General features: G+C 44.6%; 26 protein-coding genes and 1 pseudogene. 18 read left to right on the plus strand and 9 right to left on the minus strand.

Translation table 11 applies throughout. The features are described 5' to 3' along the window. Positions 1-14 precede the first annotated feature (14 nt). Positions 15-293 carry an ArsR/SmtB family transcription factor gene (locus tag G475_RS0112405; protein ID WP_026701581.1) on the minus strand — a complete coding sequence of 93 codons (279 nt, stop codon included), beginning with the start codon at positions 291-293 and terminating at the stop codon, positions 15-17. Positions 294-373: 80 nt separating this feature from the next. Then, positions 374-775: a LysR family transcriptional regulator substrate-binding protein gene (locus G475_RS0112410; protein WP_026701582.1), complete on the minus strand. Its 402-nt coding sequence runs from the start codon at positions 773-775 to the stop codon at positions 374-376. Between the two features lie 32 nt (positions 776-807). Here G475_RS0112410 and G475_RS27545 point away from each other — a divergent pair. Further along, a pseudogene (locus tag G475_RS27545) lies at positions 808-1,439 on the plus strand (SDR family oxidoreductase). A gap of 7 nt (positions 1,440-1,446) precedes the next feature. On the opposite strand, the gene G475_RS24940 reads toward G475_RS27545, so the two are convergent. Both G475_RS24940 and G475_RS24945 read right to left on the minus strand, forming a co-directional pair. Further along, positions 1,447-2,607, minus strand: a complete 1,161-nt coding sequence (locus G475_RS24940; RefSeq protein ID WP_035711084.1) for an FAD-dependent oxidoreductase — start codon at positions 2,605-2,607, stop codon at positions 1,447-1,449. 125 nt (positions 2,608-2,732) lie between these two features. After that, a complete protein-coding gene (locus tag G475_RS24945) occupies positions 2,733-3,509 on the minus strand; it encodes a hypothetical protein (protein WP_051302467.1) in 777 nt (258 codons plus the stop codon). Between the two features lie 295 nt (positions 3,510-3,804). Between G475_RS24945 and G475_RS26370 the strand changes: the two genes are divergently transcribed. The 7 genes from G475_RS26370 to G475_RS0112465 all read left to right on the plus strand — a co-directional run bounded on the left by G475_RS26370 (position 3,805) and on the right by G475_RS0112465 (position 10,250). Then, positions 3,805-4,245 carry a hypothetical protein gene (locus G475_RS26370; RefSeq protein WP_156911683.1) on the plus strand — a complete coding sequence of 147 codons (441 nt, stop codon included), beginning with the start codon at positions 3,805-3,807 and terminating at the stop codon, positions 4,243-4,245. Positions 4,246-4,288: 43 nt separating this feature from the next. After that, positions 4,289-4,690, plus strand: coding sequence for a VOC family protein (locus G475_RS0112440; protein WP_026701583.1), 402 nt, complete (start codon positions 4,289-4,291; stop codon positions 4,688-4,690). A gap of 531 nt (positions 4,691-5,221) precedes the next feature. Beyond that, positions 5,222-5,458, plus strand: coding sequence for a hypothetical protein (locus tag G475_RS0112445; RefSeq protein ID WP_026701584.1), 237 nt, complete (start codon positions 5,222-5,224; stop codon positions 5,456-5,458). Between the two features lie 236 nt (positions 5,459-5,694). Next, the gene (locus G475_RS24955) at positions 5,695-6,492 is read left to right on the plus strand and encodes a DeoR/GlpR family DNA-binding transcription regulator (RefSeq protein WP_035711088.1); all 798 of its coding nucleotides are present in this window, start codon (positions 5,695-5,697) and stop codon (positions 6,490-6,492) included. Further along, the gene (locus tag G475_RS24960; RefSeq protein WP_084414104.1) at positions 6,467-7,873 is read left to right on the plus strand and encodes a four-carbon acid sugar kinase family protein; all 1,407 of its coding nucleotides are present in this window, start codon (positions 6,467-6,469) and stop codon (positions 7,871-7,873) included. Before G475_RS24955 ends, G475_RS24960 begins: the two co-directional genes overlap by 26 nt. Continuing rightward, positions 7,776-8,786 (plus strand): 4-hydroxythreonine-4-phosphate dehydrogenase PdxA, encoded by a 1,011-nt coding sequence (gene pdxA / locus G475_RS0112460; RefSeq protein WP_026701585.1) that lies wholly within the window; start codon positions 7,776-7,778, stop codon positions 8,784-8,786. Before G475_RS24960 ends, pdxA begins: the two co-directional genes overlap by 98 nt. Before the next feature lie 93 nt (positions 8,787-8,879). Continuing rightward, the gene (locus tag G475_RS0112465) at positions 8,880-10,250 is read left to right on the plus strand and encodes a GntP family permease (RefSeq protein ID WP_026701586.1); all 1,371 of its coding nucleotides are present in this window, start codon (positions 8,880-8,882) and stop codon (positions 10,248-10,250) included. Positions 10,251-10,451: 201 nt separating this feature from the next. Here the strand turns inward: G475_RS0112465 and G475_RS27950 are convergent, their stop codons facing one another. Together G475_RS27950 and G475_RS0112475 are read right to left on the minus strand one after the other, a co-directional pair. Beyond that, positions 10,452-10,742, minus strand: a complete 291-nt coding sequence (locus G475_RS27950) for an isocitrate lyase/phosphoenolpyruvate mutase family protein (RefSeq protein ID WP_324603216.1) — start codon at positions 10,740-10,742, stop codon at positions 10,452-10,454. A 114-nt stretch (positions 10,743-10,856) separates the two neighbouring features. Continuing rightward, entirely contained in the window at positions 10,857-11,720 is an 864-nt protein-coding gene (locus G475_RS0112475; protein ID WP_026701587.1) for an AraC family transcriptional regulator, read from the minus strand. 471 nt (positions 11,721-12,191) lie between these two features. On the opposite strand from G475_RS0112475, the gene G475_RS0112485 reads away from it, so the two are divergent. The 8 genes from G475_RS0112485 to G475_RS27215 all read left to right on the plus strand — a co-directional run bounded on the left by G475_RS0112485 (position 12,192) and on the right by G475_RS27215 (position 16,946). After that, the gene (locus G475_RS0112485; RefSeq protein WP_026701588.1) at positions 12,192-12,542 is read left to right on the plus strand and encodes a DUF2200 domain-containing protein; all 351 of its coding nucleotides are present in this window, start codon (positions 12,192-12,194) and stop codon (positions 12,540-12,542) included. 514 nt (positions 12,543-13,056) lie between these two features. Next, positions 13,057-13,410, plus strand: a complete 354-nt coding sequence (locus tag G475_RS0112490) for a DUF1048 domain-containing protein (RefSeq protein ID WP_026701589.1) — start codon at positions 13,057-13,059, stop codon at positions 13,408-13,410. Next, positions 13,407-13,697 (plus strand): DUF1048 domain-containing protein, encoded by a 291-nt coding sequence (locus tag G475_RS0112495; protein ID WP_026701590.1) that lies wholly within the window; start codon positions 13,407-13,409, stop codon positions 13,695-13,697. The genes G475_RS0112490 and G475_RS0112495 overlap by 4 nt, the downstream gene beginning before the upstream one ends. 178 nt (positions 13,698-13,875) lie before the next feature. Then, positions 13,876-14,217 carry a PadR family transcriptional regulator gene (locus G475_RS0112500; protein WP_026701591.1) on the plus strand — a complete coding sequence of 114 codons (342 nt, stop codon included), beginning with the start codon at positions 13,876-13,878 and terminating at the stop codon, positions 14,215-14,217. After that, positions 14,214-14,552 carry a DUF1048 domain-containing protein gene (locus G475_RS0112505; protein WP_026701592.1) on the plus strand — a complete coding sequence of 113 codons (339 nt, stop codon included), beginning with the start codon at positions 14,214-14,216 and terminating at the stop codon, positions 14,550-14,552. Before G475_RS0112500 ends, G475_RS0112505 begins: the two co-directional genes overlap by 4 nt. Before the next feature lie 326 nt (positions 14,553-14,878). Then, complete coding sequence (locus G475_RS0112510; RefSeq protein WP_026701593.1) at positions 14,879-15,640, plus strand: ABC transporter ATP-binding protein; 762 nt, start codon at positions 14,879-14,881, stop codon at positions 15,638-15,640. After that, positions 15,641-16,390 (plus strand): ABC transporter permease, encoded by a 750-nt coding sequence (locus tag G475_RS0112515; protein WP_026701594.1) that lies wholly within the window; start codon positions 15,641-15,643, stop codon positions 16,388-16,390. It begins immediately after the preceding gene. Between the two features lie 412 nt (positions 16,391-16,802). Next, entirely contained in the window at positions 16,803-16,946 is a 144-nt protein-coding gene (locus G475_RS27215) for a hypothetical protein (protein ID WP_156911685.1), read from the plus strand. A gap of 394 nt (positions 16,947-17,340) precedes the next feature. Here G475_RS27215 and G475_RS0112530 read toward each other — a convergent pair whose 3' ends face one another. Continuing rightward, positions 17,341-19,542 (minus strand): heavy metal translocating P-type ATPase, encoded by a 2,202-nt coding sequence (locus G475_RS0112530; RefSeq protein WP_026701596.1) that lies wholly within the window; start codon positions 19,540-19,542, stop codon positions 17,341-17,343. A gap of 33 nt (positions 19,543-19,575) precedes the next feature. Beyond that, a complete protein-coding gene (locus tag G475_RS24965) occupies positions 19,576-20,421 on the minus strand; it encodes a cytochrome c oxidase assembly protein (RefSeq protein WP_051302475.1) in 846 nt (281 codons plus the stop codon). A gap of 186 nt (positions 20,422-20,607) precedes the next feature. Between G475_RS24965 and G475_RS0112540 the strand changes: the two genes are divergently transcribed. Beyond that, entirely contained in the window at positions 20,608-21,507 is a 900-nt protein-coding gene (locus G475_RS0112540; RefSeq protein ID WP_026701597.1) for a M23 family metallopeptidase, read from the plus strand. A gap of 368 nt (positions 21,508-21,875) precedes the next feature. Then, positions 21,876-22,853, plus strand: a complete 978-nt coding sequence (locus tag G475_RS0112550; protein ID WP_026701598.1) for a hypothetical protein — start codon at positions 21,876-21,878, stop codon at positions 22,851-22,853. Positions 22,854-23,078: 225 nt separating this feature from the next. On the opposite strand, the gene G475_RS0112555 is transcribed toward G475_RS0112550, so the two are convergent. After that, a partial coding sequence (locus G475_RS0112555; RefSeq protein WP_211233927.1) for a transposase occupies positions 23,079-23,293 on the minus strand: 215 nt, incomplete at its 5' end.

A 23,293-nucleotide genomic window follows, 5' to 3' on the forward strand; every position in this document is an offset into this window, starting at 1 on the left:
TAATACCTGCCAAATTATTCTATCCATCCTTTCAGTAAGTTTTGCAGTGGTTCGTTGTGAAATACAAGCACGCGGTATTTTCCTATGCGTTTTGATTGGACAAGCCCTGCGTTTTCTAAGGAAGCGAGATGTTTAGCGATCGCCTGCCGCGAAATGGAAAGATCGTGCTTCATTATGAGCCGTGCTGATAGTTCATACAATGTCAGCTCATTTCGTTCAGATAGTTCGTCTAACATAAGACGTCGGGTTGAGTCGGCGAGTGCTTTGAATACAGCATCTTTGTTTTCGTTCATAGATCAAGTATATGCAACCATTAGGTTGCTGTCAATGATAAGAAACCAAAAAGTTGCATATGAAGAGTAATGGGAAGGGATTAATAATCGCCAACCTCGATCTGTTTTTTTAGATATTTCAAAAATTCTTTAGCGACAGGGGAGAAGTAGGTGTTTTTCATACGAAGCCATCCGTAGGAGATCTCCAGGTCGTCGAAATTTTTTAAAGGCAGAGGGACAATTTTTCCATTTAAAACACGCGGTTCATTTCGTAATAGGAGGCCGTTAATAAAACTGATGGCAATGCCTTCCGAAATTGTTCTTTTAATAATTTCAAATTGATTGGATTCAAATAAAGAATTCATGGAGGTGTTATGGTCTTTGAAAAATTTACGAACTATCCTTTTCGAGTTGATTCCGCTATACTCTACTATATGCTGATCCGACAAATCAGAGGGTTCTATGGATTGTTTTTCAGCTAACGGCGAATCCGCCTTACACAAAAAAAGAAGGCGCGAATGTCGTCATCCTTGATTTGGATCAACAGGATGTTCAACGAGCCGTCGCTGATTTAGAAGAGTACCAGGGAGAAATAGATGGAATTGCTGCCGATGTCACCGATAAATCCTTAGTGGAGGAAGCGGTTGAATTCACCATAGACCGCTTCGGCTCCCTGGATATCTTAATAAATAACGCAGGGATCACAGCGGATGCGCAAGTTTTAAAAATGGAGGAAGCGCAGTGGGATAACGTGATAGATGTTAACCTGAAAGGCGTCTTTCTCATGAGCCAGGCTGCGGCTTCGAGGATGAAAGAGCAAAAAAGCGGCGTGATATTAAATGCTTCTTCTGTGGTCAGTCTTTACGGAATTTTGGGCAGACCAATTATGTGGCTGCCAAATCCGGCATCAATGGGATGACCAAGACGTGGGCGAAAGAACTCGGGCGCTACAACATTCGTGTTAACGCTGTAGCCCCCGGCTTTGTAAAAACCGACATGGTGAAAGACATGCCGCAGGAAGTAGTAAGCATGATGAAGGAAAAGTCCGAATTACATGACATCGGAGACCCTAAAGACATAGCTAACGCCTATTTTTTCCTGGCCTCCGAAGAAGCGAGATTTGTGACAGGAACGGTTTTAAGCGTGGATGGCGGATTAACCATTTAAATTTTTATTATTCAGGAAGCTTTGCTCTGTTCAGATTAACGAACCGGTTGAAAGGGGGAGTGAGAGCCAGCCGCATGCCGATCTCCCGGATCCAAAGGGTTATATGATTTTCCGGCGCAAACCATTTTGCATATCGGCGGCCGGATTGTTGAATGTCAGCAATGGCAGGCCGCATCAGTCGCTCATAATGTTGGAGGGCAGTGGAAAGATCCGGTTCTTTTTCAATTTCGCGGGAAAGAACCCACGCTCCGGCCATGGCCATGGAAGCCCCCTGACCGGCAATTAACGAAACCGCCTGGCAGGCGTCTCCTATCAAAGTCACGCGCCCTCTCCTCCATTCAGGCATCTGAACCTGGGAAACCTCGTCAAAGTACAGGTCCGACGCTGTTTCGACCGCATCGAGCAGCTCGGGTATAATCCATCCCAGATCGCCATAATGGGACCGCAGCTCCCGGGCAATGACTTCTCTGGTCACCGGTTTCTCCAATCGAGGGGATTTATACAAGAAAAAAGTGGCCAGTCTTCCCTCACTGATGGGATAGACCGAAACCTGCCGATTGGGACGTATCAACATATTAAAGGAATGACGATATTTCTTTTCTATTCTTTGCTCCTCCAAAATGAAGGCAGCGGTGTTGTAACCTAGGAAATGAAGAGGAGATGGATCGTTTCCAAAGATTAACGAACGTACCTTGGAATGAATGCCGTCGGCCCCTGCCAGCAGATCACAGGGGAGGGATGAACCGTCAGAGAGTGTAGCATTCACGTGTTCGGGACTCTGGGTAATGGATTGAACCGTGGTTCCGAGGCGAAAATCCACATGCTCTTTGATGCGATTGTATAAAAGACGTTCCAAGTCTCCGCGCATGAAGTTGTAGTGCCTGTTCTGCAGCATATTTCGCAGGGACTGGTAGGGAATGGATGATTTTTCTTTCCCATTCGGGCTCAAAAACTTCAACGATTCGACTGGGTAGTGAATTTTCTCGAGTTCATACAGCAGCCCCATTTTTTCGGCGGCTTCATATCCGGGTCCAAAAAAGTCGATCATATAACCTTCCGTGCGAAGCTCCGATGCTTTTTCCACGATGGTCACGGCGTGTCCCGAGCGAAGCAGACAATCGGCCAGGGTTAGACCGGCAATACCGCCGCCAACAATTAAAACCTTCATCATGTTCCTCCTTTCATGCGTTCAATTACGAGCGAATTCATGTCGAATACGATCGAAAACAGGGCATTTGCAGGCAATATCCGCATGGTCTCACTGGTTCACCCGGGCTGTAAACAAATACCCAATCACCGCAAGAAGCCGGATTTTATTCTGATAGGATAGTTGATCCGACAACTCGACAATATCATTATGTGTACCTCTGAAAAGGCTGGTGTATTCGTGAGGAAACCTGCCGTTATAAAAATAAGCCCATTGATTTCCTTCTTTATCTTCCATCTAAAATCTCCGGAAAAACCCGACGCTTGTATGGTCATAATCTCCTCTTGCTTTTCGTCTAACAACCTCCCAGTAATACGAAACAGCGCCTTCAGTTCTTCTTGGATGTATGTACCGATTTCTCTATTCTCGCGGTCTAAAATCGTTAACGTCACCTGCTTCAACCACCCTGTTTTTCGGAAAGTGAATTGGGTTGTACTATCATGAGAGATAAATCCGTATGTGAATGGAAAGAGGCGAAATAGTGATTCGTTAAACATGCCAAAAGGTAACATCCACCATGAAACGTGCAGCGGCTTCATCATTCCGATAAATTTCCCGTCTTTCTCAAAAAGCAGAAGCCGTGGGATAAGCCCCGCATCCTTTTTGATCACTACATGATTTAAGTCGGGCAGCAGCTGCTTCGAATTGGGAATGTCCAACCCCTTTACTTTGTTGTAATGAGAACGGCTTGTGAAAATGATGGAGAAAATCAACCCAAGTGGTAACAGAAACACCAGCATTTCCAGCCATTCTCCTGTTGTCTCGGGTGGCTGAAACAACGGCCACCCTGCGAAAACCAATATCATGAACCCTAAAAAGACATACCCCAAATTTTCCCGTCGCTTATACATTTCTGCAATCACACTATGTGCTCCTCTATATTTATCAATGTTTATATTTTAACACGAAATAGAATGAATTCTTGTGATAAGATGGAAAAAAGCGGTATCGGTTGTTGCAATAGGAGGCCTTGATCTTACGGCCTTGCAGCAATGGACAGTTCTACTGATCAGGCTAATGCTGTTATTATTCGGATGCGGAAATATCAATACTACTCCTGCTCCAAAAGGGCGGATGACACAAATAACAGAATAGAAGAAGAAATTATCCCATTTTGAAGATAGCGGAAGATAAATTCCAAAAATGGAAGGAGTACTTATGTTGAGGAATCTGCGGCACGGGCTTATCATGTGGATTCCCTTTGCCCTGCTGTGTACCGCTGCTGGTTTCGGAGTAGAGCTGGTGGAGGGAAGCAAGATTACAATAACAGCCTATTTTGGCTTTCGAAATATCGGCACAGGTTTTCTTCTTATGATCTGGTTTGCGGCGGTTCTCGTTTATCCTATTACCTTTCTGCCGCTGTCCCTTTTAATAAGTGAAACCGCAAATCGGCTCACAGCGCGGGTCTTCATTTACACATTGATCAGCGGTCTGAGCGGTCTCTGGTATTTTAATAGTGCCTACGAAACTTATTGGCAGCAGTATGCCCTGAACAGCACCAGCGCTGTCCTCTTTTTTGGAGCGGCAGGAATGTTGTATGCGCTGCTCGATCATTATCTTTTTAACCATCCGAAGGCCTTCCGCGGGGAAAAAGAATAGAAACAACCAGCTGTACAAGAATATGAAAGTAAGGTGGATGTAAATGAATTTCAATAGTTTTACAGCTCATCAAGTCAGAATCGCCAGGCCGACGGATAAATTAGAAGAGGTCATCGATTTTTATGAGAGAGGATTAGGTCTCAGCAAAATCGAGGAATTTAAGAGTAAGGAGTATGCAGGAGTGATATTCGGGCTGCCCGGGGTTGACTATCACTTGGAATTCACCCGCCATACAGATGGAAGTCCCTGCCCTGCGCCAACGAAAGATAATCTCTTAGTATTTTACATACCAAATGAAAATGAACTTCATCAAGTCTCCGATCGGTTAAACAACATGGGGTATAAAGAAACAGCACCTGAAAACAGCTATTGGAAAGAACAAGGAAAGACAATAGAAGATCCAGACGGCTGGAGAATTGTTTTGATGAATAGACCGTATGAATAAAAGTAATCTCCCTCTTCTGCTCCAAGTAAACATTTTATAATGGAACTGACAGGACAGGGAATTGTATTTAGTAACCAGCAGCGTCCGCTTAATAGATTTAGATATCATGATGAAAGAATACAAGCACTCCCTTTTCTCTAGCATATTCTGTTAGAGAAAGGGGGGACTGAAAGTGAGAGAACACCACAGCCATCACCACAGGCGTAGATCCCGATGCGGATGCGAGGACAGTATAAGAAAATTAAAAAGATCTCATGACTGCGATTGTGAAACCAGGCGTGAATGCCTCATAGAATGCAGCGAAAAATTAAACAGGTGTCTTATAAAATGCAGATCCTGCGACGACTACTGTTTGGAATGCTGTGTGCAGGATGCCATCCGATGTTTCGACCGATGCTTTTATTAAATGGAATAGTTGCTTCAGGCGGTATAAGGCGTCGTGCCTTTAGCCGCCTGAACTTTACATATGATGAAAAGTCTTAAACTGCCTGAAAAGAAAATCCATTTAAAAACAGAAAGGAGTTGAAAATCATGAAGGCTTTGGGCTGGGCTGTTTTAGCTACGATTATTTTATTTTTTGGAACAATATTTATCGTATCTCCGATTATGTCTCATTTAGGTTATAGTTCAGTTGAAGCTTCCTATCATTTACAGACTCATGCGTTAATTGTCACCCTCATTTTTACAGTTATCTTTTGTACTATTGCTGGATCGCAGTATGTCGTAGAAGAGGTCAAAAATATCATGAAACATAACAACGAGGAGTAGTCCACTTTTTATAACGGAAACCCAAAATATATACTTTTTTAGGGTTCTATAACTTCAATATTCCTATAAAACCGCCTATGCACGACAGGCGGTTTTTTATGTTTTTACACCGCGTTTACTAGTCATCTGTTCCATTTTAAATGTTTGTATTAAACATATATAATTGACATATTTGTTTAAAACAAACATAATATAAATATAAAATGATAAAAACAAACAAAAAAGGGAGAAGAATCGTGAATGTAGAGGAACGAAGAGAACAGATTATAGAGATGGTCAAACAGAAAAAAAGGGTGGATCTAGAGAAGCTGACAGTTTTTTTCAATGTTTCCACGATGACCATCCGCCGTGATCTGGCTCAATTGGAGCAGGATGGCGAGATTATTCGAACCCATGGCGGGGCTGTTCCCGCGGAACGTGAAAAGGGAGAAACTCCCTACGTTCAAAAAGAGAGCGCCAATAAAGAAGCGAAAAAAGCCATTGCCGTCAAAGCAGCGGAACGGGTTCATGATCACTCCACCCTGATTCTGGATTCCGGCACAACGACGCTGGAGCTGGCGAAATGTTTAAGGGAAAGAGAAAGTCTCAGAATTATTACCAACGATATTCTTATTGCGGCGGAATTACTATACAGTCCTGTTGAGGTCATCGTGGCAGGCGGAGAACTGCAGAGGGACGTTGGCGCCATGTTCGGTGCTTATACGCAGGATCTGATATCGTCCCTCTATGTCGATCAATTCTTCCTTGGCGCCCATTCCGTGGACACAAAAGCAGGGGTAACGGCTCCGACCTTAGAAAAAGCCCGGATAAAACAGCTCATGATGAAGGCCGCCGCAGAAACGTGGATGCTGGCAGATTCCAGCAAATTCGGTCACACATCCTTTGTTCATGTCAGCAGCTTGAAAAAATTAGATGGCATCATTACAGATGATGGATTACAAATGACCGGGCTCATCGATTCGTATCATGACAATGTGCTTCTAGCTGAAAGCAAAGGGGAGATCGCGGATGAAGATCGGTATTATCGCAGATGATTTAACGGGGGCCAATGCTTCTGGCGTTCGCTTGTCAAAACAAGGCTTTCGCGCGATGACTGTCCTGCACAGCGCTGCTTTTCCTGAAGAAGAGCCGTATGATGCGATCGTGATGGATACAGACAGCAGATATATGGATGAAACCATAGCGAAGCATAGAGTGCAATCCGCTATTGGTGAGCTTGATAATTGGGGAGCAGCGGTACTATCCAAAAGAATAGACAGCACCCTGCGTGGTAATGTCGGGACGGAAATAGATACTATTCTGGAGGTGAAAGACGGTGCTGTGGCGGTACTGGCTCCTTCCTTTCCTGATTCTTCAAGGATTGTGTCCGGGGGTTACATGCTGGTCGAAAACGAGGCCCTGGAAAGTACAGATGCCGCCAGGGATCCGGTGAAACCAATCACCCAATCCTGGGTCCCAGGTATTCTTGAAAATCAAAGCAGCTATAAGGTCGATTCTATACCTTTGCAGGATATTTTAAGCTCGTCTGCACATGTTGCGGAGATGCTGAGAACCAAGATACAAAACGGGTCCCGCATCATATGCTGTGATGCGGTTTCGAACAAGGACCTGGAGACGATTGCCAGGGCAATGAGCAGTATCGATACCCCCTTTTTATTTCCCGTCGACCCGGGGCCGCTGACAGCAGAATACGTGAAACAACGTTTCGCTCAAAAAACATTCGCAATTCAAGCCCCGGTTTTGGCATTAGTAGGCAGTGCCACCGCATTGACAGGGGGACAGCTGGAGTACGTGATGAAAAAAATGGAAGCAGACGTGATATACGTAGATGCAGAAAAGCTTGCCAGCTATACGGGTACGTGGGTAGAAGAAGTCGATCACACAGCTGCGAAAGCAAAAAAGCAGCTGCTCACCAGTGAAATCTTGATCATCACAACCCACAAGCCAGGGTTCGGATTGATTGATCTCAAAAAACAGTCACAGAAGGAAGGATACAGTGAAGATGCCCTCGCCAAAAGAATAGCAGATGGGTTAGGTAACATTTTCAGGAAGGTGATGCAGGAAAATGATTTACCTAAAACAGCCTGCTTTTCCAGCGGCGGCGACGTCACGGCTTCTATCTGTGCATTTGCTCGTGCAAACGGAATTGAGCTGATAGATGAAGTCCTTCCCCTTACCGCCTACGGCCAGCTGACAGGAGGGTACTTTCACGGTCTTCCTATCATTACAAAGGGTGGCATGGTAGGAGAGGAAACTGCCATGTATGAATCGTTGAAATTTTTACAGACGACATTAGCGAAACAAGGAGGAAATAAGAATGCTAGAGAAAGCGGTAATTGCTGTACCAATGGGGGATCCGGCCGGCATAGGACCGGAAATAACAGTGAAAGCACTGAGTCAGCAGGAGGTGTATGAGGCAGGAAAACCATTTGTTATTGGGCAGACAGACATTTTGGAAAAAGCCGTTGATGTCACGGGGGTAAACCTGAAGCTGAACGAAATCACGGATCCAGCAGAAGCAGATTATCAGTTTGGACAGATCGATGTCATCAACCTGAACAACGTGGACACTCCTTCCTGGGAATACGGAGAAGTGCAGGCCCAATGCGGATGGGCGGCTTATGAATATATAAAGAAAGCCGTCGAGCTTGCCAGAGATAAAAAAGCGAATGTCATTGCTACCACCCCCATTAATAAAGAATCGCTTCGGGCGGCTGAGGTTCCTCATATCGGCCACACTGAAATACTTGCTGATATGACAGACACAAAGGATCCGTTGACGATGTTTGAAGTACGCAATTTAAGAATATTTTTTCTGACCCGCCATTTATCTCTTAAAGATGCGATCGATCAAATGACGGCGGAACGTGTATATGATTATCTAAAAAGATGCAACAACGCCCTGCAAAGAATTGGCGTAGAAAACAGAAAAATGGCAGTGGCCGGGTTGAATCCCCACAGTGGAGAGAATGGATTGTTCGGCACAGAAGAGGTGGACGAAATTACACCAGGAATTGAAAAAGCCAAACAGGATGGATTGGACGTAGAAGGGCCGGTGCCTGCGGATTCTGTCTTTTATCAAGCCCTGCAGGGTAAGTACGATGCCGTTCTCTCGCTGTATCACGATCAAGGACATATAGCCGCGAAAATGACGGATTTTGAAAGAACAATTTCTGTTACCAATGATCTCCCGTTTCTGCGGACATCGGTGGATCATGGAACAGCCTTTGATATTGCCGGCAAAGGGATAGCAAGCTCTGTCAGTATGGAAGAATGCATAAAACTGGCCGCGAAATATGCCCCGCATTTTACAGGTGCGGCCACCTGATGGAGAGGATGGATCAAAAGCTGATGAAAAAGGAAACCATCAGCTTTTGATTTCCTAAATAAAATCTATTCATGAAAAGGAGAGGTGAAAACGATGGAGGTTTCCGGAGCGCAAATGATTATTGGCCTGATCCTTGGTATTTTTGTTTTGATTGCGCTTGTGTTAAAGACGAAAATCCATGCTTTTGTAGCTTTGTTGATTGCTGCTTCCATTACGGGGATTGTTGGCGGGATGGCACCTCCTGATGTCATCGGTGCGATTACCTTTGGTTTTGGGGACACATTGAGCACGATTGGTATCGTTATCGGACTCGGAGTCATGATGGGAAGAGTACTGGAAGTGTCAGGCGCCGCCGAACGGATGGCTTACACTTTTATCAAATGGCTTGGAAAAAAGAAAGAAGAATGGGCCATGGCTATCGCAGGGTATGTCGTTTCTATTCCCATCTTTGTGGATTCTGCATTTGTTATATTAATGCCGCTTGTGAAAGCGCTGTCATCGAAAACCGGCAAATCCGTAGTCAGTCTGGGAGTAGCTCTAGGCGTTGGGTTGACAGCAACGCACCACGTCGTTCCTCCGACTCCGGGACCGTTAGGGGTTGCCGGCATTTTTGAAATCGATGTAGGTCTCATGCTGTTATGGGGGCTGCTCTTTGGCATTCCTATCGTTATCTCCGGTGTTTTTTACGCAAAGTGGATAGGGAAAAAAATATATCAAGTACCAGCCAAAGACGGACTGGATTACGTCCGGCCTGATCAGCCGGCAACCCTGGAAGAATATTACGAAATGCAGGAATCAAAAGACCTGCCCGGATTTGTCATTTCTGTGGCTCCGATTATTCTTCCTGTTATCCTAATTTTTTTGAATACCACTATCGATGGGCTGGGGATGGAAGGCGTTTTCGCGGACTATGCAGCGTTTTTCGGCTCTCCGGTTATTGCTGTGGCGATTGGGTTGATCGTCGCGATTTACGGGCTGTTTCATAAGGTGAGGCAGTCCGATGCGATGGAACGGATGGAAGAAGGCATGCAGACCGCTGGTATTATTCTTTTAGTAACCGGTGCCGGCGGAGCTCTTGGAGAGGTTTTACGGGAAAGCGGGAGCGGCGATTTTATCGGCGAACAAATTGCTGCCACGCCGCTTCCCCCGATTTTAATACCGTTTTTTGTCGCCACCTTTGTCCGGCTGATTCAGGGAAGCGGAACCGTTGCTATGATCACAGGGGCCTCCATTTCAGCACCGATCATCGCCGGGATGGATGTGAATATGGTCTTTGCTGCGATTGCTGCAACGCTTGGTTCCACCGTATTTTCCTACTTCAATGACAGTTTGTTCTGGGTCGTCAACCGGATGCTCGGAATTAAAAACGTGAAGGAGCAGCTCTTGGTCTGGTCGGTGCCGACTACCATTGCCTGGTTTGTATCGCTGATCATGCTCGTTGTTGTTAATGGATTGTTCGGGTGAGGCAGCCGAAGTTAAATGTATCAGGAGCAAGCTCTATGATTCTCTAAAAAAGAAGCCCCATATTATATAGAAAGCGGAGCGAACATCAGGTACCCAGTGGTTATTAGCGGGCGCCTATCTGGTAGGAGAAGGCGCCTTTCCTGATTTTTGAAAATAAGCGGAATAACACAATGATGTTATTTCATGAGTTCCATAATCCTATTATAGGAAAGAACCATCCGTTATCTGATGAAAGGTTTGATTGTTGATGATCTCTTCATTGATACTCTGCAACAACGATACGCTGGCTCTGAATGGTGCCGACCCGCAACTCAGTCTTTCAATTCCAATATTCGATAATTCCGCTAATGAAGGAGTTTCAGCACTAACAAGCAGATTGATGGGAAGAGAAATTTCCTTTCTGATTTTTTTTAATAATCTCCCTATCATTTCGCAAACGGCCGGGATAACAGAAAAGATGGAAGATGTAATGGGATGGTGAAGAAACAGCATACTTAATGTAGTTGGCTCAATACATCAAAAAGAGCAGCGCAGACTTATGTGCGCTGCTCTTCGCAGCTTATCGGTTCGGTGCCTTTAACTTACCCTCAGTAAAATGGCACTAATTTATTTCTTTCGAACAGGAAGCCATACTTCACTGTAAGCGTAATCCTTTTTATCCGGATCCATGTTCGTGAAAGAAAAAGCGGGGGTGTTGATTACTTCATAATCAGAAGCAGGCAGCCATTCGGAATAAGTTTTTGCATAGGTTTCCTGCAGGGTGGACGGAAACGGGCCTTCATTTGGAAAGACGGCCCATGTACAGGCTTCCACACGTACTTTTTCCAACAGCTCGCTGACTTGATGGTTCGTGGTTGGTACACCGATTAAGTGGGTTAACTCTCCTTCTTCTTTTAAGAATCCAGCGTCTGCCTGATAGGAAGCATTCACTATTTCAAAAGGCTCCATATTCTGCAGGGAATGCATTTCTTCTTTTTGTTCGTCCGTTATGCTTTCCGCCAGCTTTACAATCTCGTTATTCACCCCTTCGAACTGCATTGGCACCCGTTTGCTGACCCCGGCTAGATAAAACGCAGGTTTTTCTTCGATTCTATATTCCATCGTAATTCCTCCTTTAACTGTTATGACAAAGGAAAGCTTCGGAAACGACTGGCTCACCCCTTTTTTTATAACCTCCGAGGGTAAAAACCCGCTCCATTTTTTAAATGCTCTTGTAAAGCCGTCTACGGACTGGTAGCCGTATTTAAAAGCGACATCCGTTACTCTCTCCTCCTTCAATAAATCCTTGTTTGCTTCCGCCAGTTTTCTGTTTTTAATATATTCACTCAACGTCCACCCGGAAAGATAAAAAAATATCTGTCTGAAATGATAGTCGGAAACCCCGGCATAGGCAGAAATGTTTTCAAGCGGTAGTTCTTCGGTTAAATGATCTTCAATATAGTCCATCACCACGTTTAGCTCTTTTAGCAATATATCCCTCCTTTCGTGTTCATCATAGCAAAGCAATGACCAAAATACTCGATAGGTTTAACATAAAATATATCGTATTGTCCCCCCTCGCGAAGGGATAACACAAGGATTCCAATGCGGAAAGTCTTTACGGAGGAATTAATCCAATCAATTTAGAGCTTGTGTTAAAAATGGTGGATGGTTTTGTACTAGTTGAAGAAGAGAGTATAATAAAGGCCGTTACACTGGATGGCAAAAGAACACCATTATTGATAAAAGGGGCGGCTACAGCTGGAATTGCAGCAGTCCATGATGGTTTTTTGCAAGGGTTAGGGTAAAAAGGTACTTACATTGAATACAGGAAGCAATATTGAAATGAATCGATGAAATCAATTTGCTTAAACCTACGAGTAGGCTTTGCGGAACAAAAACTACTGTATAATATATAATCAGGCGATTCATAACTGAACTTACAGAAAGGAAAGATGTATCATGGCCAAACATAAGATCTATACAATGAGTGTCGCAAGTGTCTATCCCCATTATGTTACGAAGGTGGAGAAAAAAGGACATACGAAATCAGAAGTCGATGAAATCATCCGTTGGTTGACAGGGTATAGCCAGGATGAGTTAGAAGCGCAATTGGAAAAACAGAAAGACTTTGAGACCTTCTTTGCGGAAGCTCCCCAACTGAATCCTTCACGAACTTTGATCAAAGGGGTGATCTGCGGTGTCCGAGTGGAAGACATTGAAGAACCAACTATGCAGGAAATTCGCTATTTGGATAAGCTGATCGATGAGTTAGCAAAGGGGAAAGCGATGGAAAAGATTTTGCGGAAATAATAATTAAAATTCCCTGCTATAGAACAGGGTGAAAGAACCTTTTCTTGAAATTATAAGAAATTTTAAACAATATAGAAACCTTAAGCTCGTAATAACGGGCTTTTATTATGAAACGTTTTGTTCTTGACAGTTTTGCTATTCTGCGTTACTATATACCAGTAATAAGTAATACTTATTATCTGTATAACAATATACCTGTGATACAGACTACTGAAAAATTATAGAAAAATACAGATGGAAGGAAATAGTTTGGAACATCAGGGATGCTCAGCCATGGCGAAACGAACGGCTTTGAAAGCACGTAACAGCTGCGAGAATTTGGCTTCCCTGATGAGGTTGAAGGCACGTTTATCCAATGACTATGCGGCTTGAGATGAACCTCAAGAAAAAGCCATCCACTATGGGATTTTCCTGGAAAATTTTTTCACAATCAACGCAGCAGGTGAAAAGCATCTTATAGCCTTTTGAATAAATGGGAATTCAACTCAAGCAAACTAAAATAAAGGAGACTGCAATGAACTTTTCAGAAAAAATAATTGGCAGCGATATGACAAAAGCAATGAAAGGGTTTGAAGCACGAGCAAAAGTCTTGCCAGCTGAATATCAAACGGCTTGGAAAGAAATTAATAATAATCTCTGGATTCACGGAGATTTCACCGGTCGTAATCTGATGCCGATTCTTGACAGTGCTCTAGAACTGCTTGAAGTTACATCAGCAGACGGCCAGAGCATCGAAGAAGTCCTGGGAAACGATATCAAAGGTTTCTGCGCAGCGCTTGTTGGGGATGAAGGCGCAAAAACGTATAGAGATAAATGGCGTGACCAACTCAACAAGAACGTAGCAAGAAAATTAGGAGGCGTGAAATGAGTATTAAAGAAATCATCGAAGGAAAAAAAGAATGGAGAGCCCATGTTTCGCGTGTCAAAGCGCTTCCATCGGATTACCAAATTGTCTATAAAGAGATCCAAAAATATCTTTTCAAAGTTGGTTCTGTTGAGCTGAATGAGGGTATCGGACTGCTCTCGGAAATTCTCAGCTTCTTTGAAGAAGGCGCAGCTGCTGAGAAAAGGGTACTTGAAGTCACAGGAACAGATGTTGCTGCTTTCTCCGATGCCCTGATTGAAGAGTCAAAAATGCGGGCTGATCTCTATTAAATATCGGTGGTTCAAGTAGTTGGTAGAGATAGGGGAAAATAGAAAAATCATAGTTGTTGACGGTAACATTCTATCGGAATTTAGCCTAAGTATTGCGCTAATCTCCCAAACTCGAAAGTATTGCTCGAGTCCGGGAAATATTGGATATAGAAAAAAGAATTAAAATGGAGGGAAAAAATTGGATAATTTCAGAGAAATGCTGAAAGGGGTGCTTGAAGGATGCGTGCTTGAGATCATCAGCCGCGGCGAAACGTACGGCTATGAAATCACGCAGCAGCTGCGGGAACTTGGCTTCACGGATGTAGTTGAAGGCACTGTTTATACGATTACCATGCGGCTGGAGAAAAACAATCTGGTGAACATCGAGAAAAAGCCATCCACTATGGGACCGCCGAGAAAATTTTATACACTTAACGCAGCAGGTCAAGAACATCTTGAAATGTTTTGGAAAAAGTGGGACTTTGTCTCAAGCAAAATAAACGAACTCAAAAATCAAAAATCAAAAGGAGAAGCAATATGAATATGATGGAAAAAATGATAGGAAGTCTGGAAAACAAACGGGAATGGAAGTCGATGGAGGCCCGTGCAAAGGCACTTCCAAATGAATACCGCAAGGCCTACAACGCTATCAAAAAATATATGTGGACCTCTGGCTGTCTTACGGATTGGAAGGACATGAGCCGTATTTTTGGCGGTATTCTTGATTTATTCGAGGAAGGTGCCGCAGAAGGCAGGAAAGTGACAGACCTCACAGGTGAGGACGTGGCCTCTTTCTGCGACGAACTAGTGAAGGATGCGGAAACCTGGCATGACAAACATCGCTCGAAGTTGAACGATACGATTGGCCGCAGCTGACGGTGAAATCCTGGCGGACTTTCGTCTGGCTGATATGATGAAGATCTCAATTAGAGTAACATGTGGCGATTCGAAAAAGAAAATCAATAGATAATATCGACTGAATAGCTGGTAACAAACGTGAATGGCTGGCTGCTTTCCCTATTCAGTTTTATTTTTGCCCCTGTAATAAGTAATACAGATTACAAGTAATACTAAGTAGAGAATTATAGGCAAGCCGGCTCCGTACGGCGCCCGGCCGGATAATTGCTCCGCATTGCAAAATGGAGTGATTACAGGATCTCACAAGGGGCCTGCTGTGCTTTTAATAAGAGGAGGAAAAAAGAATGAATAATCCAGCGATTTCTATAGAAGGGTTAACAAAATCATTTAAAGACAAGGAAGTTTTAAAGGGGGTGGATGTTGAGGTACGACATGGAGAAATTTTCGCCCTGCTGGGCTCAAATGGAGCGGGCAAAACAACGATAGTCAACATCCTCTCCACGCTGATGAAGCCAGATGGCGGCGAAGTAAGTATTTGCGACTTTGACGTTCAGCGTCAACCGGATCATGTTCGCCAGAGCATCAGCCTGACAGGACAGTTTGCAGCTTTAGACGGCATGCAAACCGGGCGGGAAAATCTGATGATGATTGCCAAGTTGCGGGGAGTCTCCAATCCAGTTCAAGTCGCCGACAATTTACTTGCAAGATTCAGCCTGAGCGATGCAGCCAACCGCCGTGCCGACACTTATTCTGGCGGAATGAAGCGTCGGCTTGACATCGCTATGAGCCTGATCGGGAAGCCGGCAGTCATTTTTCTCGATGAACCAACCACAGGGCTTGACCCCGAAGCGCGGATTGAAGTCTGGAATACCGTCAAGGAGCTTGCCGGCAGCGGCACAACCATCTTGCTGACGACCCAGTACTTAGAGGAAGCCGAGCAGTTGGCGGATCGTATCGCCATCCTGCATGGCGGAAAAATCATCACGACCGGTACCCTTACTGAACTGAAGGAGATGTTCCCGCCAGCGAAAGTGGAATACATCGAGAAGCAGCCGACATTGGAGGAAATTTTCCTCGAAATCATCGGCAAAAAGGAGGAGAAGTAAATGAAAAGTAAAGCAGGAGTATTATTAGGGCGTTTAATGCGCAATATCATGCGCAGCCCGGATACGATTATCACGGTGGCAATTACGCCGATTATGATGATGCTGTTGTTTGTCTACGTATTTGGCGGAGCCATAGAGGCAGGGACAGATAATTACGTCAATTATTTATTACCGGGAATCTTGCTGATGGCTATCGCATCCGGCATTTCTTACACTTCCTTGCGCCTGTTTACGGATGTAAAGAGCGGGCTGATGACGCGTTTCATTACCATGCCCATCAAGCGTTCGTCAGTATTGTGGGCTCACGTGTTGACTTCGCTTGTTTCCAATACACTTACTGTCGTGGTGGTTATCCTCGCAGCGCTCTTGATGGGTTTCCGTTCCAGCGCGGATATCCTACATTGGCTCGCGGTAGCTGGGATACTCGGGCTGTTTACGCTGGCGCTGACATGGCTGGCGCTCATTCCCGGATTGAGAGCAGGGTCTATGGAAGGGGCGACAGCCTACTCGTACCCGCTGATTTTCCTGCCGTTTATCAGTTCGGCCTTTGTTCCCACTGAAACCATGCCTAAAATTGTCCGGGGATTTGCTGAGAACCAGCCCGTCACTTCAATCGTGAATACGATTCGTGCCCTCTTGTATGGAGGGTCAATTGGCAATGATATCTGGATCGCGCTTTCCTGGTGTGTCGGTATCATAATCGTCGCTTACTTCTTCGCAGGTAGAGAATTTAAACGTAAGTTTGGATAAGTACATCCTTATGGGATTAGCAATATCAAAAGTCTGCTGTGATGAATGTAGAGTCCGAACTAAAACCGCTGTAGTAATCCATGTCATTAACTTTAGGAACTATGGATTGATGATTGATTTTTCAATCTTTAGTCCAATTTTTCGTTTAATGAGCCAATCTTGAATAAGATTATGCTGATTCCTTCGAGTAGCAAAATCAAAAATGCTAATGAATATTGTAACTCCACATGGAGGAAGAGCCCGATAATTTGGCACAGTAAATTGAAGAGCATCCGGATTTAAAAAAATCCTGCAACGTTTTCTTAATAACCCGGATATGAGCCGTTATACCGCGGAAGAATTAAAGGAGTCGCGGCATGACAGAAGGTAACCAGAAGTTTTCGGTTTATTTTACAGAAGATTTTACAGGTGCTTGGATCACATCCAAGCCTTCTTTTTGGATCAAGGAGAAGACGTGCTTGAATGGTGGTTTTCTAAAGAAGATAACATGATTGATGAAATGGATCGGTTGTTATCTTCTTTTCCATGGGAAGGTGGTCGAGCAGGGACCATTTAGAGGCTTGCGCTGTCTTACGTACGGAAATAGCCGGCATCGCATGTTAAACTATGTAATTTTTATGCAATTTATGAAGGTGATTGTGAAATGGATGTTATTAATATTCTTCCCGCACGTTCAAATCGGGAGAGGAAAAAGTAATTCCCAGGGAGAGTGCCCTCAAAAGCTAGTGTTATAGTATATAGTTTGAGTTCTTGACGGGACTTAAGCCCATTTTTAGTTGATTCGATGATGATTAGGGATATATGCTTCTTTTCATTGGTTGAGTTCCTCATGAGATATAAAAGCTCTCCGAAGTACATAAGCACTAACCTTTTCTGTCGAATTGGGAAAAGCCACCGAGTTAGACCGTCTCTTTTCATTATTGAATATTCTTCTATTTTTCAATAAGTACCTATATTTTCATCCTCTTCAATCGAAGGGAATTCAACACGACGGAGACGGAGCTCGCGGCCATGGCAGCGCCGGCCAGCCAGGGGGCCAGAAACCCGAGCATGGCAATGGGAATCATGAGAACATTATACAAAAAGGCCCATAGAAAATTTTGTTTTATGTTTCTTGTTGTCTTTTTGCTGATGGTGATAGCATCGGCGACACGGTTTACATCATTGTTGACGATGGTGATGTCTCCTGATTCCACGGCCACATCGGAGCCTGTCCCTATCGCAATCCCGACGTTGGCAGCCGTTAACGCCGGGGCATCATTAATACCGTCTCCCACCATCACCACTCTATTGCCCTGCTGCTGCATTTGGTGTATGATGTCTGCCTTCTCCGCGGGTGTCATCTCTGCATAATGTTTTTTGATTCCCGCCTTTTTCGCAACAGCGGCGGCAGTACTTCTGTTATCTCCTGTCAGCATCATCACTTTCATCCCCATTTGTTTCAAACGGGATACGGCTGTTTTCGAAGAATGATTTATTTCATCGGCGATGGCAATCATCCCGGCAAAACGGGAGTTGATCGAAGCGATCATCACTGTTTTTCCCTGCTGCTCCCATTCTTTCCCCATTTTTTTTGCTTTTTTAGGGAGAGAAACCGGATGTTTTTTATAATACGTTGGATTAGCTATCACCGTTTTTTTACCGTGGACCGAGGCCTGAACCCCGTATCCCGGGAAAGAGAGGGCGTCCGTGGCACGGGGCAGGGGATATCCCCGCTTTTTCACTTCTGTGACGATCGCTTTGGCTAAAGGATGATCTGACGTATTTTCCACTGCCCCGATGATTTCGAAGAACCCATCTTGACTTCTGGGTTCAACGTATATGTCGGTGACCCGTGGTTGTCCTTTTGTAATGGTTCCCGTTTTATCCAGGGCTGCTATATTGGTTCTGCCTAATAATTCAAGAAATCGTCCTTCTTTAAAAAGAAGACCCAGCTGTGCGGCTCGTCCGCTTCCAACCATCACAGACGTAGGGGTCGCAAGTCCAAGGGCGCAGGGGCAGGCAATGATCAAGACGGCGATCGCTTTTTCAAGCGCCCCATAAATATAACCCGGCTGAAACATCATATACCATATGGCGAACGTTACCAAGGCCGTAGTAATCACTATCGGGACGAATACCTCTGTAATTTTATCCGCGATATGCTGAATCGGTGCTTTCGAAACCTGCGCTTTTTCCACAATGCGGATAATGTGGGCCAACGTCGTTTCCGTGTTTTTTTTCGTGACTTTCACATTCAATAATCCATTCTTATTCAGGGTGCCAGCGTATATGGCGTTTCCTTCCCGTTTTTCTACGGGTATGCTTTCTCCGGTTAACAGCGATTCATCCACCGTTGAAGTTCCGTGTAGGACTTGTGCATCCACCGGCACCTTTTCTCCAGGACGAAGGACCACGATATCTCCCGGTAAAATATGGTCCACAGAAACGCTCGATTCTTCCCCATTTTTATATAAAGTGGCTGTTTTTGTCTGCAATTGATACAGCTTTTTTACCGCCTCCGTTGTTTTCATTTTCGTTCTTGCTTCCAGTACTTTGCCGAGTAAAATAAAGGTGATGATAAAGGCACTGGTTTCATAAAACAATCCGAGAGAATGAGCATCCCGGGCCGTGGGAAAAGAAGTAAACGTTAAATAGTGGCTGTAGAAAAAGGCGGTGGAGGTACTTAACACAACTAAACTATCCATAGTAGCGCTTCCCTGTTTCAAGGCCTTCCAGGCTCTTTCATAAAATGCAAACCCAATGATAAATTGAATAGGAATGGTAATGGCAAGTTGAAATAGCGGATGCAGAAAGAGCTCTGGTATATAAAGAAAAGCCCCCCATTTGAAATGTGCCAGCATGGCCCATGCCAGCGGCAGAGTAAGCAGGGCAGACACGATAAAATGCCATTGGAGTGTCCGGATTTCTCTATGTTTTGCCCGGTCCGTCTGCCCGGTGGTCTTGCTGGCTTGAAAGCCGATTTTATTGATTCTATTTATGATGTCAGACATTCCCGTCTGCTCTTTATCGTATGTGAAATACCCCTTTTCTGTTGTTAAATTTACATGAGCCTCTGTGACCCCTTCTATTTTTGAAACGGCCTTCTCAATTCTTGTGGCACAAGCAGCGCAATGCATTCCCCTGATCTCCAGATCGTTCGTTTCTTCCATGATCCTCACCACTTCTATGATTTTACCTGCATTCTATGAATCACTTCCCTTATTTATAACAAAGAAGCGGGGAAACCGATGGCCTCCTCCTTTATTATCAAAACGAGAAGCCAGAAGTAACCCCATTTTATGGATCGCTAACATAAGCATGCCCGCTGTTAATTGATCAGAGGTTGAATTGAAAAAAGGCGGCAGCAGCGTATGGGAAGTCCCTGGCGGTAAACAAAGATGGGCCGTTGTCTCGGAAAGAAAAGGATTGTTCATGCCGCTCAGGAAGGCATTGAAAATAAACAGGAGACAAGCCGGCATGATGAAAACACCGCTCCAAAAGGCAAACCGTTTCTTTCGTTTCCTGTCCAGGCGCTGCTTTGGATCAGGTGCTGTAAGAGGCCACCACATACTAAAAGATAATAGGAAAAGCACAAAGGTATAGCCATCCCGAAGGAAAGGCGATTGGGAAAGACCTTCTAAAACCAGCGGGGTGTGGTACATCAGAAACAGGACGGCAAAACCACTTAAAGCAATCATAGGGGGCAAAAATAACTTACTTCCCGTTTTAATGATGGGATGCCTGCCTATTTGTTGAAACAGCGGCTCAGGAATTCCCAAGAGAAGAAGCGGCGGAATGATAAAGTACAATATACTCATGTGGAACATATGCAGACTGAAAGCCAAATGACTCATCACCGCGAAAGGACTGCCCGTCGTTATGTATAAGATACCCAGGCCGAGTAAAAACAGAAGAGGCTGCTTTTCGTTCATTTTTATAGTGGTCCAACGCTTTATGAGAAACGTATAAATCACAGCAGCAGAAATAACGACCGTTAATAATGGAATATGCCAAACCAGCTGACCATCTAACAATATTTCATAAACCATATAACCCTCCTCTTTCCTATGCTGATAATACATGTTTATGGTGGTTTATTGGGATTTATAACATTCCACTACAATCTTTTCATAACTTAAAAAGGAATAAAAAGGCGGCCTCCGTTTCCAAATTCTATGATATGGTGGAAGAGAAATAATATCGAAGGACAGAAAGCAGAGGGCAGGAGGAAAACCATGACGCTGACTATTATCCAATTAATCGTCTTTCAGTTCCTTTTACCGGCGGCATTCATGATATCACTGGCACGAGGAAAGTTTGAAAGCAAACTCGAGTGGCTCGTGCAGGGGCTGCTTACAACAGCCTTTATCAGCTGGCTGTTCTTCGCGCAGCCGTGGGACTGGTTCAGTTTTTACCTGCGATTTGGGTGGCTTCTCGTACTGCTTGTGCTGTTGGTGTACACATGGAAAAAAGTAAAATCACTGCCATTTCGCAGCGCGTACTCCCGGAATCAGAAATGGTCGCTCGGCATCTATACGGTACTCCTGCTGATTTTCGGCATGTATAATGTCTGGATTTTCGGTGGCTACAGCACCGATGAGGAAGCGGTAGAACTGGCCTTTCCGCTGAAAAACGGCGTGTATTACGTCGGGCAGGGCGGCAATCATCCCCAAATCAATTACCACAATACCCATCCCGCCCAGCAGTTCGCCTTGGATATCGTAGAGCTGAATGCCATCGGTTCAAGAGCCGCCCGAATCTATCCCGAGAACCTGGACGCCTACCGCATTTACGGGGAAGACTTATATAGTCCATGTGCCGGGGAGATCGAGGAAAGCCGGAACAGCCTTCCGGATCTAATACCGCCCGAGACAAATGCAGAAGAACCGACGGGAAATTACGTTCAGATTACTTGTGAAAGCGAGGATGTCCAGGTCTATATCGCTCATATGCAGGAAGGAAGTCTGGCGGTGGACGAAGAAGACAGCGTCCAGCAGGGAGATCCCATCGGTGTCGTCGGCAATTCCGGCAACACCACTGAACCGCATCTCCATATCCACGCCGAGCGTGACGGGGAAGGGGTCCCAATGCTGTTTAACGAAAGGTTTCTCGTAAGAAACGATCTTGTCTGGTAGGAGGGATCGTATGTATGTTTATCACGTCTTTGGACTGATAAATTGAGAACATGATTTCTATATTAAAAGAAGGATTGAACCACACGACTCGTTCAAGCTGGAGCACGGACGGTGTAGGAGGCCTTTAAGACGAACTGGGGTCTGGTTTTATGACCCAAGGCCTTCCAACAAAAGAAACACTGATGCAGCTATTCTAGGAGAGCCGGATGCCCCTGCCTGCCTATCTCAAGGAAAAACCTTATCCCAATCCAGAGTTGTTGGTTTTCGAACTCACCCTGTTGGAAGGGTTTATAAATGGAGAAAAGGTGAACAATGGGGGAAATGCTGAATAGAGAAAAGACGACAGCATAAAAAAAGGGGGGGAGAGCATGAGAGGGATCATCATAGCAGCCCTGACAGCTGTGATCCTAACAGGATGCAACAACAACGCGGACATAGAAGCTAGATTCCAGCACTTTGTAAAAGAAAATAATTACGAGGAGGATATTTCTCATGAAGAACCACCGGGAGAAGAGAGGGTCGAATTTGACTTAAAAGAGCATATCTCCGTGGAGCACTATACGCGCGATACCTGGTTCGACAGGGGCGAGATGCAGTTGGGAACAAGAATCAGGGGGCCAGCGGGAGAAAAATGGATCGATGATTACGTGGCGCTTCTTGAGTTTTCGTTGGAGTCCCCGGACACAACAGGGTTTACGTTTGAAAGGATGCTCGAAGACTTAATGGTGCGGGGATATCCGAACAGTGAGAATTATTTCACAGATGGGATTCATATTCACATGCAGCATTATTCGGACGACGAATTTGAAAATGGAAAAGTTCTCAACGTGTATGTATATCAAAACTTCCCCGAAGAAACGTACGGAGACGGTCGTTCGGAAAAAGTAGAAGAACGCGGCATCAAAGAGAGGCTGAAACCACAGCCACGGTATCTAGAAATGACGGAAGAAGAAAACAAATTCTCCGGTATTCATAAACAAGTAAGACGTTTGATAACGCAGGGTAAGGAAAGAGTGAACGGATACATCGAATGGGGCGATGATGAAGATCTCTCCTATTACAACCATCTGGATAAGACATTGGAAAGCTATATTCCTTATACTGAAAAGGTGCTGGACATCGTTGAAAATGAGGCTGTAAAAAAGGATTTGGAAGAAACATATGAATTATGGCAGGATTTGGATAAAAACACCGGAGAAATAGAAAGTTATGCCGAAAACGAAAAGATGTTAAGGTTATCAGAAATCTACAGAGATTTAGACTATTACGTGCTGGGCAGCATTGAATCAGAACCCTCGGACTCGACTTATTTTTTTAAGAATGTGGTAGAAGCGGAAAACGAATAATAGAGAGCTGGGGTAAAAAGGAACCGTCTACATTAGAAGAGGGGCGGCAGGACAGGCAGACCCCTTTGCTTACGGACATTTGTTCCGTTAAATGGCAGAATGAGCGGTCCGTGGGGTCACGTCAATAATTTTGTGTAAGATGGCAGGGACCCTTTATGAACACTAGAATTATTTCTTTTATTCCTCCCACCTTCCCCTAGGGGAAGGTGGGAGGAATTTTTCATTTTAGCTCGTGGTTCCATATTTTTCCCAAAACTTTTGTTGAAGCTCTGCCTTCTTCTTCGCAAAGCCGTGAGCCGTTTGTTGTTTGTTCTCATTAAACCGAATGCATTGGAGATAAATCATTTTCTCCACCGCCCGTTCGGTAGGGAAGGTGACACTCTTTTTGCTTCGGCGTTTGATTTCCGACATGAAGCGTTCTATCATGTTTGTACAATAAA

Source organism: Salibacterium aidingense DSM 18341, from assembly GCF_000429685.1.
Classification (GTDB): Bacteria; Bacillota; Bacilli; order Bacillales; family Marinococcaceae; genus Salibacterium; species Salibacterium aidingense.